This window comes from Micromonospora andamanensis (assembly GCF_016863495.1).
GTDB classification, from domain to species: Bacteria; Actinomycetota; Actinomycetes; order Mycobacteriales; family Micromonosporaceae; genus Micromonospora; species Micromonospora andamanensis.
The window spans coordinates 44,312-60,523 of record NZ_BOOZ01000009.1 but is presented as its reverse complement, the minus strand read 5'-3'; the positions used below and the strand labels follow the sequence as shown (position 1 = coordinate 60,523).

Below are 16,212 nucleotides of genomic sequence, written 5' to 3'. Positions count from 1 at the left end.
ACCTAGTGTGCTCGACAGTGGATGCGTACACCGAGGTGGGGCGGGCCATGGACATCGATCTGCTTGGCTGGACGCGGCGCCCCCGCCGGGGCGGGTGGGTGCGGTTCGCGACCACTGAGAGCTGGGACGAGTGGCCCTACGACGTCCTCGCCGCGTTGACGCGCCGGTCGGCGTGCGCGCTCGTCGCCGCCGGTGTGCGTCCCGGCGACGTGGTGGCTCTCGGGCTGGCGGGCGGCCCGCGCTTCGTCGCGATGTTCTTCGGGGCGCTGCTCGCCGGTGCGACACCAGCCCCACTACCGCCGCCCGCGGCCTTCGCCCGCGCCGACAGTTACGACGCGCATGTCGACAGGCTGCTCGGCTGGTCGACGCCGACCCTCGTCGTGCATGACGCTGACTTCGTCCGCACGGGCGAGCTGGCGGCCGCCCGGGGCGTCGACGCGGCCCCGCTGGACGAACTCCTCGCCACGGTCCCCGACGCCGATCGTGAGCCCGGCCGGGCGGTGCCGGCCGTGGCGGTCGTCCAGTTCACCTCGGGCACCACCGGCCCCGCCCGGGGCGTACGGGTAGGCGTCGGCGCGCTGACCGCCAACCTCGGCGCGATCGCCCGCTGGCTGCGGATGACACCGACTGATCCGACCGCGTCCTGGCTGCCCGTGCACCACGACATGGGACTGATCGGCTGTCTGCTGCTGCCGGTGACGGTCGGCGGTGACCTGTGGTCCCTGCCGACAGTCGAGTTCCTCCGTCGACCGATGCGCTACCTGGAGTGCTTCGGACGACACGGCGCCCGGCTGACCGCGATGCCGGCCTTCGGCCTCGACTACGTGACCCGACGGGTACGCCCGGAGAGCCTCGCCGGCCTCGACTTCAGCGCCTGGCGGTCGGTGATCGTGGGCGCGGAGCGGATCCCGCCGGCCACCCTGCACCGGTTCGTGGAGCTGCTCGGACCGTTCGGTCTGCGCCCGACGGCGGTGCGGCCGGCGTACGGCCTGGCGGAGGCGACCCTGGCGGTCACCGGGGTGGCGTCGGGCGAACCCTGGCGTGTGGTCAGCAGCCCCACCGAGGGTGCGGTGGTGGGGTGTGGCAAACCGCTGTCCGGGGTCAGCGTGTCGGTCCTGGACGGTGACGGCTGCTCGGTGGCACCGGGTCAGCTCGGTGAGATCGTGGTCGGTGGTGCCGGCGTCGGGGCGGACCCGGTGCACACCGGCGACGCGGGCTTCCTCCACGACGGGGAACTGTTCGTCGTCGGCCGGCTCGGCGACGGGGTGAAGGTCCACGGCCGCTTCGTCTTCGCGGCCGACGTGGAGACCGCTATCGCCGCCGCCGACGCGATCCCGCCGGGTCGGGTGGCCGTGCTCGCCGGCAGCCGCGCCGGCCGACCGACAGTGGTGGTCCTGCTGGAACGTCCGCAGCCCGACTGGTGGCGGCTCGCCGCCGAGGCGCTGGCCGGCCGGTTCGTCGGCGCCGACCTGCTGGCCGTGACCGCCACCGCCGGCGGCATCGCCCGCACGACGAGCGGCAAGCCGCGCCGTCGGGTGATGTGGGAGGCGTTCCTCGACGGCCGGTTGGGTCCGGCTCAGCAGTTGTCGCCGAGTCCGTGTCCGAGTGCGGCGACGACGGCGTCGAGGTCCTCGACGAGATAGAAGTGACCACCGGGGCGCACCAGTCGCCGGTACGGGCCGGTGGTGAATCTCGCCCAGTCCGTCAGCTCGGCCGGAGCGACGTCGGGGTCGTCGCGCCCGCCGAGGGCGGTGACCGGGCAGGACAGCGGGGGAGCCAGTGCCGGCTGCCAGGTCTCGATCAGCCGGTAGTCGCTGCGCAGCGCCGGCATGATCAGCGCCCGTAACTGGGGGTGGGCCAGGGTTTCCGCGCTCGTCGCGTCCTGCCGACGCAACTCGTCCCAGAGCGCGTCGTCGGAGTCGAGGTGCAGGTTGCCGATCCGGTGCAGGGCGGGCGACGGATGAGCGGAGACGAACAGGTGCCGAACGGCGATGCCGAGCCGGTGCTCCAGCCGACGGGTCACCTCGTAGGCGACAGCGGCGCCCATGCTGTGCCCGAACAGCGCCACGCCACCGGTCCGGGTGAACGGCAACAGTGCCTCGGTAACCCGGTCGGCCAACTCCGCCATATCCGTGACGCAGGGTTCGGACAGACGGTCCAGCCGGCCCGGGTACTGCACCGCCCACGTTTCGACACCGCCCGGCAGCAGGGCTCCCCAGTCGCGGTAGAACAACGCGTTCCCGCTGGCGTGTGGAAAGCAGACCAGACGTACGCGCGCGGCCGGCCGGGTGTGGAAGCACCGCAGCCAGCGGTCGAGGTCGTCAGCCATCGCCGGCCGCGGCCTCCCCGGCGCGCGCCAGCGCCTCGACGTCGGCCGCGCCCAGTGGATCCAGCTCACCACCGGCGATCAGGTCCGGTGGCCCCAGCAGCGCGCTGACGTCCTGCCACAGTCGGCACAGGGTGAGCTGGTACTGGCCGTCGGCCCGCACCGGGCCGACGGCAATGTCGCGCCGCAGCTCGTCGACGGCGGCGGCCACGCCCGCCGGCCACATCGTGGCGAACAGTTCCTCGTAGGACGCCGACGCGGCCGGTCCGAGCACCACGGTGCTGGGCGCGGCGCGGAGGTCGACGCCCTTGTCGAAGTGGGCGGGCGCGGCCGGGTCGGCAACGGTACGAGGGAAGACGGGCCGGGCCGACCAGACGACCGGGCCGTGGGTGCCGACGAGCGTGAGGTTGCCGGCGTCGGTGCCGATGGTGACCCGGTGCAGCAGGTGGGCGTAGTTGTCCGGGTCGGCGGGGTCCAGTTCGTTCTGGATGCGGATCGTCGCGGGCACGCCGGCCAGTACGCCCTCCAGCGTGCGGAACGGCGGCGACAGGTCGGACCGCCCGGCCGGTGGGCTGAAGGACCAGGGACGCAGGCCGGACAGGGCGAGCCCGAGGATGTCGAACAACGAGTAGGCGAGCTGGAAACCGCAGGCCGCGTCGACGTAGCGGGGGCGCTGACGCCGGAGCAGATCGCGGGCGGCGCCGACGAACCGTCGGACCGGCGGCATGTGCCGGTAGAACGGATTGAGCCGGTAGACGACACCGTGGCGGCGGGCGGCCCGGAGACAGTTGGCCAGCTCGTCGTGGTGCAGCGGGTGCTCCTGGAGGACGTGCACCCCGCGCGCCATGAGCCGGCCGGCGAGCTCGGTGCCGGGGCCGCCCAGCAGCCCGCCACGGATCACCACGCAGGCGATGCGGATGTCGTCGGGCAGTTCCTCCGGGTCGTGGTAGAGCGGCACGCCGTACCGCGCGGCGCACGCGCGGGACCGTTCGCTGCCTCGGGCCAGCACCCCGGCCAGCCGGATCGGCGCTTCGGTGGCCCGGAACGCCTCCAGGTAGACCTGCCCGAACCGGGTGCCGGCCACGACCACCGGGGTGCGACTGTCACCTGTCACAGCGTTCCCTCCCGTACGCGTAGCCCGCCAGTACTGTCGACCTCGACGATCCGGGTGACCGCTTCGGCGTGCCGCATCGCGGTCACTGTGGCGACCGGGTCGAGCAGGTCGGCGGCGTGATGGGTGCCCGGCGGGCCGCCCTCGTCGCGCAGCCGCGAGGCGCAGTGGGCGACCATCGCCCCGGTCAGCTCGCTCGCCCCCCGGCCCCACAGCGCCACCGCACGTGCCGATCCGTCGTCACCGCCGGCCTCGACCACGATCACCTGGTACGGGGAGCGGCCGAACAGGTCGAGCCGGGCGGCCCGGCGCAGCGCCTCGCTCGTCGGCTGGTCCGGTGACGCCGCCCCGCGCAGCAGGGCCGCCAGGTGGCCGTCGGCGTAGACCGAGTGCCATCGGACCTCGGTCAGCCCGGTGGCCGCCGCGATGCGGACGGCCTCGGTGCTGAGGAACGGCGTCGACAGTACGGGTTCGGGAAAGAACGGCACGCTGGCTGCGCGGCCGGTGGGTGCCGACGGCACCAGGTGACCGGCGTGCCAGACCGCGTGCACGGTGCCGAACTCGTCGGCCCGCAGGTAGTCGGCGGCACCGGCCGGGCTGAAGTGGTCCCGGCCGCCGACGTGGCCGGTCAGCCACCGGGCCGGCGTCGGCAGGGTTCCGATCAGGTAGCGCGGCAGGACGCCGCTGAGCCCGGGCATCATGCCGGCCGAGAGCACGGCGCACCGGTCCGAGCCGGCGGTCAGCGGCGCGACCAGGGCGGCCAGCCGGTCATCGCCGGCCGGGTCGACGTAGTGCGCCCCGACCGCGAGCGCGACCCGGGCGACCCGGTCGCCTACCACCCCCGACGGCCCGGCGCAGTTGGCGACCACAGCAGCGCCGGAACAGAAGTCGTGCAGGGCGGCCGGGTCCTCGACGTCGACACGCGTCACAGTTGTCGAGGTCTGCTTCTCGATCGGCCGGCGGGCTCCCAACCGCAACGCGCCGCCGCTGGCACCCAGGTGGCGGACGGTGGCGCGGCCGACGGCACCCGAGGCGCCGACGACGGCGATGACACCGCCGTCCCCGGTTGCGCGCCGCACGCCGATCACGCTCTCGTCCCGCTGTCGGGCAGGGCCGCCGCGAGGGTCTCCGGTGCGGCGGGAAGGTCGCGGCGGGGCGACGCCACCTCGACGACCTGCGCCGGATCGAGGCACAGGTCCGCCCAGAACTCGTCGGCGTCATCGTCGTCGACGGAGCGGACGAGGGTGACGTCACCGGCGTAGAGGGTGGGTCGGTGGGCGGCGAGGGCTGTGTAGAGCGCGGTGAAGGCGGACAGCTCGTCGGTCGACGGTGCTCGGCCGGTCTCCTCGGTGAACGCGGCCCGCATCTGCGCCGGACCCACAGCTCCACGGGCGGGTCGACCGCCGACGATGACCACCCGGTCGACGATGGTGCCGCCGTCGGCAAGTGCTCGGCCGATCTCCAGGGCGAGCAGCGCGGCGTACCCGTAGCCGACCAGCCGCACCGTTCCCGGGCCGACGGCGGCGATCGCTCGGGCCTGCTCGGCGGCGAGTCGGTCCAGGCCGAAGCCGGCGTCGAGGGCGCGTACGGTGGTCGCGTCCACCCCCTGGACGTACGCCCCGTCGGCGGATGCCGCGAAGGTCCGCCACAACTCCAGGGAGCCGGCGCAGTCGTGCACAACTGTCAGCGTCGGACCGTCGTCCGCCCGGCCACGCAGCGGCACCACCGGGGAACCCTCGTCGGTCACCGGTTCTGACCCGGCCGCCGGGGTGACAGGTGCGGTCCGGCCGGCGGCGACCCACCGGGCCAGTTCCCGTACGGTCGGGCGTTCCAGCAACTCGCGCAGCAGTTCGTCGAAGTACAGGTCCCCGGCTTCCGGAATCTCGGCCTGGACCTGGCTGGCGATCCGGGCCGAGACGAGCGAGTCGCCACCGAGCGCGAACAGGTTGGCGGTCGGCTCGACAGTGGAGAGGCCGAGCGCGGCGGCCCAGATGGCGGCGAGTCGACGCTCCAGGTCACTTGCGGACGTGGCGGTGGTCGATCCTGTGGCGTCAGCCGCCGGGCCCTGGACGGCGGGCCCAGGCGCCAGCTGCCGCAGCGCCGCCCGGTCGACCTTGCCGTTGCCGGTCAGCGGCAGCGTGTCGAGCACCTGGAACGCGGCCGGCAGCAGGTAGGCCGGGAGCCGCTCGGCCAGGTGCGCGGTCAGCTCGTCAGGCGTGGCGGCGGCCCGGTGGTCCTTGAACCGGGCGGCGAACAGGCCCATCCCCAGCGTGCCGGCGGGTTCGTCGCCCTCGGGCAGGCTGACCCGGCTCGCGCCGCCGGCCCCGGCCAGCGCGCGGAGCCAGGACCCCGGGTCGAGGAAGGTACCGCCGGTGGCGGCGCGGGCGTCGGTGAAGTCGCCGGCTTCGTTGTCGGGCGAGAGCAGGAGTTCGAGCGAGGTCATGATCTGGTAGTGGTCGCGGGTCATCTCCAGCGCCACCAACCAGCCGCCGGGGACCAGCAGCTCAGCCAGGCTGCGCAGGGTGCTGTCGATGTCGGTGCACGCGTGCAGGACGTCACCGGCGACGACGAGGTCGAAGGTGTTGGGCGACAGTCCCTGGTCCCGCGCGGGTGAGTTGAGGTCGACTGTGGCCCAGCGCATCCCGGGGTGCCCGGCGAACCGTTCCCGGCTGTGCGCGAGGAAGAACGGGGACAGATCGGTGCACAGGTAGTCGACCTCGACGCCGTCGAGGGCGGCGAGAACCGCAGCAGTGGTGCCGCCCGCGCCGGCACCCACCTCCAGCACCCGCAGCGAGCCGGCCGGCCGGCCCGCCGCGATTCGACGTACGGCCCCGGCTGCGGCGGCGTTGGCCCAGCGATTGAACGGCGCGTCCTCGTAGAGCTTGCGGGAGATGTCGATCCGCCCTTCCGGGAAGAGCAGGTCGCGTGCTGCGGCATGGTCGAGGAGCAGGTCCGGCAGCCGGTCCAGGCTGGCCCGGAAGTAGCCGACCAGGCTTGCGTCGTCGGGGTGGGTGAACCTGTCGACCTCCTGCCAGGCCCGGTCCGCGTCGGACTGGTCGACCGGCCGGACCAGCCGCAGGCCGGCGGCGGGCGCGAGGTAACCCTCGGTGGTGAGCGCCCGTAGCCAGCGGCGCACCAGGCGGCGTCGTGGGCCGGTTACCGCGGCGATCTCGTCGGGTGTGTGCACCGCGTCCTGGGCCCCGAACAGCCCGAGTCGGCGCAGGGCCAGCACCATGCCGGGCAGCGCGGCCCGGTCGAGCGCCGACGTGAACCGTCGGTACGCCCCGAGGTCCACGCCATCGAGCGCTTCGGCACCGGCGTGGCGGGCACTGTCGGCGACCGGACGGGCGACGGCGGTGCGCTCGGCCGGCGTGGGTTCCGGGTGGTGGGCGGGTTCGACGAAGGACACCAGCCGACGCCCGAGGGGTGGTTCGCCGACGGCGATCGTCACGGCCCGACCGACGGCGGGATGGGTGGCCAGAGCGGTGTCCACCTCGGCCGGCTCGATCCGGTAGCCCCGGATCTTGACCTGGTGGTCCTCGCGGCCGAGGAACTCGATGTCACCGTTCGGCAGGTACCGCCCCAGATCGCCGGTGCGGTAGAGCCGCTGCCCGGTCTCCGGATGGATCGGGAAACGCTCGGCGGTGCGGTCGGCGTCATCGAGATACCCGTCGGCCACGCCGAGACCGCCGATGAAGAGTTCACCCACCACGAGGTCGGGCCGGGGGCGCATGGCCTGGTCGAGCACGTACCAGGACTGGTTGGTCAACGGCTGCCCGTAGGGGATGCTCGGCCAGGCCGGGTCCACCTGGTCCACCGGGTGGAAGATCGACCAGATCGCGGCCTCGGTGGCCCCGCCGAGACTCACGACGCGGGCGGCGGGCAGGTGCCGGCGCACCGCGTCCGGGAGGGGCACCGGGATCCAGTCGCCGGAGAGCAGCACCAGTCGGAGGTTGTCGAGGCCGGGGGTCGGCGTCGCGGTCAGGTAGTCGACGAGCATCTGCATCTGGGCCGGGACCGAGTTCCAGATCGTCACACCGTGGGCGGCGGCCAGCGCGGCGAGGTGCGACGGATCGTTGCGCCGGTCGGTGGCCGGCACGATGAGGCAGCCACCGCGGCTGAGCGGACCGAACATGTCGTAGACCGACAGGTCGAAACCGAGCTGGGAGAGGCCGAGGACACGGTCGTCTGGCCCGACTCCGAAGCGGGCGTTGACGTCGGCGACGGTGTTGAGGGCGGCGCGATGGCTGATCATGACGCCTTTGGGTACTCCGGTCGAGCCAGAGGTGTGGATGACGTAGGCGAGTTCGTCGGGGCGGGTGGGTGGAATCTCAGGGGGCCGGGCGGCGGGAGCACAGGTGGCGACGACGATCGCGGTCGTCCCGGTCGGTCCGGCGGCGGACGCCGCGTCGGTGAGGACGATCCGGATGCCGGAGCGCGCGACGATCTCGGCCCGGCGCCGGGGCGGGTGGGCGGGGTCGACAGGTACGTACACCGCGCCGGCCAGCAGCGTTCCCAGCACCGCGACCACCTGGTGACAGCTGCGGCCGAGGGTGATCCCGACCAGTTCCCCCGGGCGGCAACCGGCGCCGAGAAGCGCGTTCGCGACGCCGTTGGCGTGCACCAGCAACTCGCCGTAGGTCATGGTGCGGGCGGCGTCGATCACCGCCGTCCGGTCGGGGTGCCGGATCGCCTGCGCGACGACGCCGTCGTGCAGCAGGCCGGCCGGCACCGGCCCGGCCGTGGCGTTGACGCCGGCCCGCCGCCGGGCCTGGGCGGCCGGCAGTCCGACCGGGTACGCGGCCGACCAGGCCGAACCGTCGACGAGTCGGGCCAGCAGGTCCTCGTAGGCGGCGAAGGCATCGTCGAGCAGGACGTCGGGAAGCACTCCCTCACGTGCGTCCCAGGTGGTCGACAGGCCACCGTCCCGCTCGATGTTCTGACAGTCGATCCAGACCTGCGGGGTCTGGCTGATGCCGTGGCCGAGGGTCGGCGCGTCCGGCGGAGAGGGGGTGTCCAGCCCGATCGCACTTGTGAACACGATGGGAAAGATGGCGGCACCGGCGCCGCTGCGACGGGTGATCTCACGCATCACCTCGACTCCGCTGAACGCGCGGTGGTCGATGTCCTGCCACAGCCGTAGCTGCGTCTCGCGGGCGCGGTCGGCGAAGGTGGCCCCGACGCCGTCCCGGGCCAGCAGCGAGACCGAGGTGAAGTCGCCGACGAGGGCCGGCACCTGCGGATGCAGCGGCAGCCGGTTGAGCAGCGTGACGTTGATCGTGAAGGCCGGACTCCGGCTCCACGCCGCGATGATCTCCTGGTACGCCGTGAGCACGGCGGTCGACGGGCTCACCCCGTGACGGCGGGCCTGGTCGCGTAGCCGCCGCCAGTTCTCCGGCGACACGACGGCGGCCCGGCGGCGGAACCGTGGCTCGGGTGGCGACGTGAGCACAGGCAGCGCCGGTGCCGGGGGCAGGTCGGGTAGCCGGTCGAGCCAGTAGCGGCGGGCCGTCTCGTGGTGCGCTTCCCGCCAGCGGCGTTCGGCGGCGAGATAGTCGCGGAACGTCAACTCCAGCGCGGGCAGTTCCGCCTCGGGTTCCAGGTAGAGCCGGTGCACCTCGTCGAGGATCACCTGCACGCTTACGAAGTCGGCGACCAGGAAATCGATCGAGGCATGTACGACGGTGGCCTCGTCGTGCAGGGTGAGGCGTACCTCCACGAGCGGCCACCGGGTCGGGTCGGCCACTCGGTGGTCCAGTTCGGCGCGGTTGCGCAGCACCGCGGCCTCGTACTCCTCGACCGGCCTGCCGCGCCTGTCGGATATCGCGACCGGCAGCGGTGGGGGGTCGGGCAGCACCCGCTGGGTGCCGGCCAAGTCGACGACGGCACGGAGCATGTCGTGCCGGCGGACGACCTCCTGCCAGGCCCGGACCATGCGCACCTCGTCGATCCGCCTGTACGTCAGCTCGCCGTAACCGTGGCAGGCCACCCCGCCGTACGCGAACGAACCGGTCCGGCCGAGCAGATAGGCCGACTGGACGTCGGTGACCGGGAACGGCTCGTGCCGGGCCTCCGGGTCGGCCACGACCTCGGGCGTACCCCGCTCAAGGTAGGCGATGATCTCCTTGCGTACCGCGCGTACCGCGTCGCGGGAACTGTCGTCGAGTACGCCCTGCGGCGCTCGGAACCGTAGCTGTCCGCCGTCGACCCAGAGCCGTACGCCCTGCTCGGCCAACGATTGCACCAGCCGCGCCGCCGTCGTGTTCACAGCACCCCCTCGTCCACCGGCCCACTGGTCAGCCTCAACTGCTGGTCCACGGCGGCCGCCATCTCCGCCAGCGTCGGTGCGGCCAGCACATCGCGTAGCGCCAGCTCGACGCCGTGCTCGCGGCGCAGCAACTCGACAAGCCGGGTGGCCAGCAGGCTGTCGCCACCGAGTTCGAGGAAGTTGTGGCGGCGGCCGATGTGCGAGGTGTCCAACAGTTGCCGCCACGCCGCAGCCAACAGGGTCTCCGCCGGTCCGTCGGGCGGCTCGCCATCGCCGGCCGGCTGATCGTCGAAGAGTCGCGCCACGCGCGCCCGGTCGACCTTGCCGTTCGCGGTCACCGGGAAGCGGTTCACCGCCACGATCCGCTCCGGGACCATGTACCCGGGCAGCCGCTCGGCGAGTTGCCGCCGGATGTCCTCGGGGTGCGGTTCGTGACCCGGCTCCGCCTGTACCGCCAGGACGAGCCGCCGGCCCCGCGCGGCCGGTACGGCGAGCGCCACCGCGCCGGTGACCGAGGGCTGCCGCACGGTCATCGCTTCGACCTCGCCCAGTTCGACCCGGTATCCACCGATCTTGACCTGCAGGTCGGTGCGGCCGAGCAGTTCCAGCGTGCCGTCCGGCCAGTACCGGCCCAGGTCGCCGGTGCGGTACCAGCGCCCATCGGGACCGTCCACGAAGGAGGCCGCGGTGAGGTCGGGTGCGTCGTGATAGCCGACCGCCAGGCCGACCCCACCGATGCGCAGCTCTCCGGCGACCCAGTCGGGACAGTCGAAACCACGCGGATCGACCACCCGGAAGCGTTGGTTGCGCAGCGGCCGACCGTACGGAATCGAACGCCAGCCTTCCTCGACGGTGTTGACCTCATGAAAGTTGGACCAGATCGCGGCCTCGGTGGCACCGCCGAGCGAGACGAACCGGGCCGCGGGCGCGGCGGCGGCGACGAACCGGTCCGGCAGATCCAGGGAGATCCAGTCGCCGGAGGCCAGGCCCAGCCGCAGGGTCCGCAGCGCGCCGGGATCGGCCGCGGTCAGCAGCATGTCGAGCAGTGCCGGCGCGGAGTTCCACACGGTCACGCCTCTGGCCGCGACAAGCGCCGCCCACTTCCGGGGCTCGTGCCGGTCCTCGTCGGCCACCAGCACGACAGTGCCGCCCGCGCCCAGGATGCCGAACAGGTCGTAGACCGACAGGTCGAAGTCGAGCGCGGACACCGCCAGCACCCGGTCGTCGGCATCGACCGCGAACCGCCTGTTGACGTCGGCGATCGTGTTCAACGCGGCCCGGTGGGTGATCTCGACACCCTTCGGCGTGCCGGTGGAGCCCGAGGTGAAGATGGTGTACGCAAGCGCGTCCGGGTCGACAGCCGCCGGAGCGGGCAGCGGGTCGACCGCCAGGTCGAGCGTGACCACAGGCACCACCTCGGTAGTGCCGGACAAACCGACGACCAGCCGGACACCGGCGGCCCGCAGGATCCGGTCGCGGCGATCGGCCGGCTGGTCGACACCGAGCGGGAGGTAGCTCGCCCCGGCGGCCAGCACCCCCAGCACGGCCACCACCTGCGCCGGTCCCCGGGGCAGGCTCACCGCTACCCGGTCACCGGTGGCCACCCCGGCATCGCGCAGTCGCCGCGCCGCCCGCAACGCCGAGTCGGCAAGCGCGCCGTAGCTCATGCCGCCGACGCCGGTACCCCAGGCCAGGGCCGGCGCGTGGGGGCGGCGGGCCGCCTGGTCGAGGAACCCGTCGAGCAGACCGCTGTCCGGCACCGGGCCTGCGGTGTCGTTCACCGCGTCGCGGACCCGGCGCTGCGCGGCCGGTACGAGGTCGGGCGCGGACTGCTCCCACGACGCGCCGGCAAGCCACTCCAGCAGCCGTCGGTAGGCGTCGAAGGCATCGTCGAGCAGGCCCGGCGGGAACAGCTCGTCGACGCCGTCCCAGGTCACCACGAGCCCACCGGCGCGTTCCATGACCTGGTTGTCGAGCCACACCTGCGGGGTCTGGGACAGGCCGTGCACCAGCTCGCCGAACGGGAACCGCAGACCGGTCAGCTCGTCCGCGACGCCGAGCGCGCTGGTGAAGACCACAGGCATTGTCGGACCGGCGTCGCGGTCCCGGCGTAGGCGCTCGCGCAGCACCCACAGGGCCGACACCGCGCCGTGCTCGACGCTCTCCCACATGGCCTGCTGCACCTGGCGGACGGTCGCCGTCCACGGCTGGCCGGGTGCGAGCCGGGCCGGTACGAGGGCCAGCGACGTGAAGTCGCCGAGTACCCGGTCGACGTGCGGGTGCACGTCCCGCCGGTTGAACATCGTGACGTTGAGGGTGAGGTCGGTGCTGGCCGACCACCGTCCGAGTACGTCCGCGTACGCGGCCAGCAGCACGCCGGCCGGGGTGACCCCCGCCTGCCGGGCCCGGTCCCGCAGGCCCTGCCACTGGCGGGGGGACAGCCGTGCCTCCCGCCGACGGAACCGGGGCCGTCGCACGGTGTTCGGATCGCGGGCCAGTGGCAGCGCCGGAGCCGGGGGCAGGTCGGCCATCCGCTCGTACCACCAGGTCTCGGCGGTGGCGCGCACCGTCGGGGGCGGGGCCGCCTGGACGACGTAGTCGCGGAACGTCACGTCGACGGGCGGAAGTTCGGCGGCCGGGTCGCGATAGAGCGTGGACAGTTCGGCGAAGAACCGCACGATGCTCAGCGCGTCCAGCACGATGTAGTCGAAGCTGAACCCGATGGCGGTCCGGTCGCCGCCGTAACACACCGCGCGGACCTCGAGCAGCGGCCACCGGTGTGGGTCGGGCACCCGCTCGGCGAGCGTGCCCCTCATCCGGGTGACGGCGTCGGCGTCGGCGTAGGTCACCGCGATCCGGAAGGTCGGCACCCGGGCCAGTACGCGCTGCCGCCCGTCCTCGTCGAAGATCGCGCGCAGCATGTCGTGTCGTTCGATGAGCCGACCGATTGCCGTTTCCAGCCGAGCGATGTCGACGCCGCTGCCGTCGAACTCCCAGTACCAGTGCGAGCCGACGCCGCCGAGCGCGAAGTCGTCGCGACGGCCCAGCCAGTAGGCCCGTTGCACGTCGGTGGCGGGGAACGGGTCGTACCGGTGCGCCGGATCGGGCACGATCGGCGTCGACGCGGACGGGCCCGCCGGCAGCTCGGACAGGCCGGCGGCGAAGTCCGCGAGCACCGGCGTGGCGTACAGCCGGCTCAGCTCGGCACCGGCGAAGCCGTCGGCGGCCAGCCGGGCCAGCATCCGGGTGGCAACCAGGCTGTCGCCGCCGATGGCGAAGAAGCTGTCGTCGCGGCCGACGACGTCGAGTCCGATCAACCCGGCCCACAGCTCCGCCAACCGCTGCTCCCGGGCGCCTACCGGGTCGCGGTGAACCGGGCGCGTCGGGGCGGCCGCGAGCAGGTCGGCGATCCGGCGGCGATCGACCTTGCCGTTGGCCGAGGAGGGGAGCGCGGCGAGCACCACGAACGACTGGGGTGCCATGGCTGCCGGCAGCCGGTCACGGACCCACTCGTGCAGCGCCTGCGGATCCACAGTCTCGGTACCGTCGGACGGCACCACTGCTGCCGCGAGCCGCCGGTGCGCCGCCGCGCCGACGGCCACTACCACGGCGTCGTTGACCTCCGGACAGGCCCGCAGGACGGCCTCGATCTCGCCCGGCTCGATGCGGTGACCGCGAAGCTTGATCTGGTGGTCGGCGCGGCCGAGGAACTCCACTGTGCCGTCCGGCCACCAGCGAGCCAGGTCGCCGGTGCGGTACCAGCGCAGACCGGCACCGGTGACGAAGCGGTCGGCGGTCAGGGCGGGATCACCACGGTAACCACAGGCCACCGAGGCGCCGCCGATCCACAGCTCCCCCGGAACCCAATCGGGGCGGTCGTCGCCCCGCCTGTCGACCACCCGTAGCCGTTGGTTGGCCAGCGGTCGGCCGTAGGGCACCGCCGACCAGTGTGCCGGCGGTACGGGCGGGACCTCCTGGATCGTGGAGTGGATAGCGGTCTCGGTGGTGCCACCCAGCGCGATGAGGCGGGCCTCCGGCGCGACCCGGGCCAGCCGCGCCGACAGTTCCGGCCCCACCCAGTCCCCGCCGACAAGAGCCAGCCGCAGCGGCACCAGCCCGCCGCGCTCGGCCACTGTGGACAAAAGTGCGTCGAGCAGCAACGGCACCGACTGCCAGACAGTGACCCGCCAGTCGGTGACGAGCCGGCACCAGGCGGCGACGTCGCGTCGCTCCTGCTCCCCGAGAACCGCGAGGGACGCCCCGGTGCCGAGCGCGCCGAAGATGTCGAACACGGACAGGTCGAAGTCGAGGGCCGACACGGAGATCAGTCGATCGTCCGGGCCGACGGCGAACCGCCGGGTCAGGTCGTCGATCGTGTTCAGGGCAGCCCGATGGCCGACCTCGACGCCCTTGGGCTCACCTGTCGACCCGGAGGTGAACAGCACGTAGGCCGGGGGGTCGGTACGTGCTGCCGCGGTGTGGGTGGCGGTCGGCCCGGCCTGCGGAACCGTTTCGACGACCGGCTCGGTGTCGGCGTCGGCGGTGATCGCCAACCGCGCTCCGGCCCGCGCCAGGATGGCGGCCCGGCGCGGGGCTGGCTGGTCCGGGCCGACAGGCACGTACACCCCGCCGGCCCGGAGCACGGCGAGCACGGCTGCCACCTGCCAGAAACCCTTCGGGAGGGTGACGGCCACACTGTCACCGTCGGCCAGGCCCCGGCTGGTGAGCGTCGCGGCCAGGGCATCGGCCCGCCGCGCCAGTTCCCCGTAGTGCCAGCAGCCGTCGGTACCGCAGAGTGCCACCCGGTCGGGATGCCGGTCGGCGTACGCGAAGAAGTCGTCGTGCAGCCGTCGCTCCCGTACCGGCGTGTCGGTCGCGTTGACAGCCGCCCGGCGGGCGGCGACCGCCGGATCGAGCACCACCGGCAGTGTCCGTTCCCAGTCCGGCTCGGTGACGAGCCGATCGACAAGGTGGCTGTAGGCCTGGAACATCGCGTCGACGAGCCCGGGCGGGAACAGTTCCTCGACCACGTCCCAGTTCAGCAACAGCCCACCCTCGCGCTCGGTGACCTGAAAATCGAGCCAGACCTGGGGCGTCTGCGACGTCGTCCAGCCGGGCGTCCCGAAACAGCGCCGGACCTCCGGTGCGAAGAGGTCGCCGAGGCTGAGCGCGCTGGTGAACACCACCGGCGCCCCGACCGCCCCGGTTCCCCGGAGCCGGGCCAGTTGCCTGAGCACCTCGACGCCGCTGACTCCGCCGTGGGCCAGATCGCGGCGTAGCTGCTCCTGCAGAGCTGCGGCCCGGCCGGCGAATGTCACGCAGCCGGCCACGTCCACTTCGAGGAGGACAAGGTTCGTGAAATCACCGACGACCGCGCCGACGTCGGGGTGCACCGGGCGTCGGTCGTAGCGCGGCAGGCCGAGCACGAACCTGTCGTCGGCGCTGAACGTGGCCAACACGTCGGCGAAGGCGTTGAGAAACGCGACAGCCGGCGTGAGCCCGTGCCGGTGCGCGGTTTCCCGCACCGCCGTGGCCGCGGCCGGGTCCAGGCTCCGGTGCCGGCGTCCGACGCGGTGCCCGTGGACGGCGGCGGGTGCAGTGGCCAGCGGCAGTTGCGGCGGGCCGGGCAGGCTGTCCTGCCGGTCGCGCCAGTAGGCCACGTCGTCGGCCGGCGGCTGATCGGCGCCGGTTGACGCCAGGTACCCGGGAAAGGTCAGGCCGAGCGGGGCGAGCCGGTCGTCGCGACCCAGGTAGAGAGCTGCCAGGTCGGCGAGGAGCACCCGGAAGCTGTGGGCGTCGGCGACGAGCATCTCGATCTGCACGTGTACCCGGGTGGCGCCGTCGGGCAGCAGCGAAAGCTGCACGTCGAAGACCTCGCCCACCTCCACCCGCAGGCGACGGTGTGACATGTGGTCGCGTACCCGCAGCAACGCCTCGTCGCGCTGTGCCGGCGAGAGGTCGCGCAGGTCGTGGACGGTCAGCCGCCAGGTGGAGTCGGGCAGCACCCGCTGCTGGGCGTCCGCGAAAGCGGCCCGCAGCATCGGGTGGCGGCGGATCAGCGCGTGCACCGCCCGCTCCAGGCGCCCGGGTTCGACGCCTTCGCCGTCGAACTCGTTGCAGAAGTGGGCGCCGACCCCACCCAGCGGCACGCCGTCGGACCGGCCTACCCAGTAGGCGTGCTGCATCGTGGCGAGCGGGAACGCCCCTGTGGCATCGACCGGATCGACAGGCGGCGGTGCGGCAGGTACGGCGCTCCCGGGCAACGCCGACATCAGGTCCCACCACTGCCGCACGGTGCGCCACTGGAAGAGGTCGCCGTACGTGACCGGCACCCCGGCGGCCTGCCAGCCCGCCGCCAACCGCATCACACTTATCGAGTCGAGACCCAGATGCAGCAGGTCGCTGTCGTCGTCGAGCTGCGTCGGCGGGCAGCCGAGCAGGTCGGCGACATCGCGCCGGATGTCCGCGAGGGTCACTGCGCTCGCGTCGGTGGGGTTCTGCACCGCG

General features: G+C 73.2%; 6 protein-coding genes. 1 reads left to right on the top strand and 5 read right to left on the bottom strand.

Translation table 11 applies throughout. The features are described 5' to 3' along the window. Positions 1-17 precede the first annotated feature (17 nt). Positions 18-1,643: an AMP-binding protein gene (locus tag Van01_RS10705; protein ID WP_239098988.1), complete on the top strand. Its 1,626-nt coding sequence runs from the start codon at positions 18-20 to the stop codon at positions 1,641-1,643. On the opposite strand, the gene Van01_RS10700 is transcribed toward Van01_RS10705, so the two are convergent. From Van01_RS10700 to Van01_RS10680, 5 genes are read right to left on the bottom strand one after another with little or no spacing between them, the layout of a single operon-like run. Further along, a complete protein-coding gene (locus tag Van01_RS10700; RefSeq protein WP_204005196.1) occupies positions 1,577-2,329 on the bottom strand; it encodes a thioesterase II family protein in 753 nt (250 codons plus the stop codon). The genes Van01_RS10705 and Van01_RS10700 overlap by 67 nt on opposite strands. After that, complete coding sequence (locus Van01_RS10695; RefSeq protein ID WP_204005194.1) at positions 2,322-3,440, bottom strand: Gfo/Idh/MocA family oxidoreductase; 1,119 nt, start codon at positions 3,438-3,440, stop codon at positions 2,322-2,324. The genes Van01_RS10700 and Van01_RS10695 overlap by 8 nt, the downstream gene beginning before the upstream one ends. Next, positions 3,437-4,516, bottom strand: coding sequence for an NAD-dependent epimerase/dehydratase family protein (locus Van01_RS10690; RefSeq protein WP_204005188.1), 1,080 nt, complete (start codon positions 4,514-4,516; stop codon positions 3,437-3,439). The genes Van01_RS10695 and Van01_RS10690 overlap by 4 nt, the downstream gene beginning before the upstream one ends. A gap of 5 nt (positions 4,517-4,521) precedes the next feature. Next, entirely contained in the window at positions 4,522-9,705 is a 5,184-nt protein-coding gene (locus Van01_RS10685) for a non-ribosomal peptide synthetase (RefSeq protein WP_204005181.1), read from the bottom strand. Next, entirely contained in the window at positions 9,702-16,208 is a 6,507-nt protein-coding gene (locus Van01_RS10680) for a non-ribosomal peptide synthetase (RefSeq protein ID WP_239098987.1), read from the bottom strand. Before Van01_RS10680 ends, Van01_RS10685 begins: the two co-directional genes overlap by 4 nt. Positions 16,209-16,212: the final 4 nt, after the last annotated feature.

What these genes read in the sequence shown, in the direction of transcription:
- Van01_RS10700 (WP_204005196.1), bottom strand. Translation starts at nt 2,329, where the DNA reads ATGGCTGACGACCTCGACCGCTGGCTGCGGTGCTTCCACACCCGGCCG.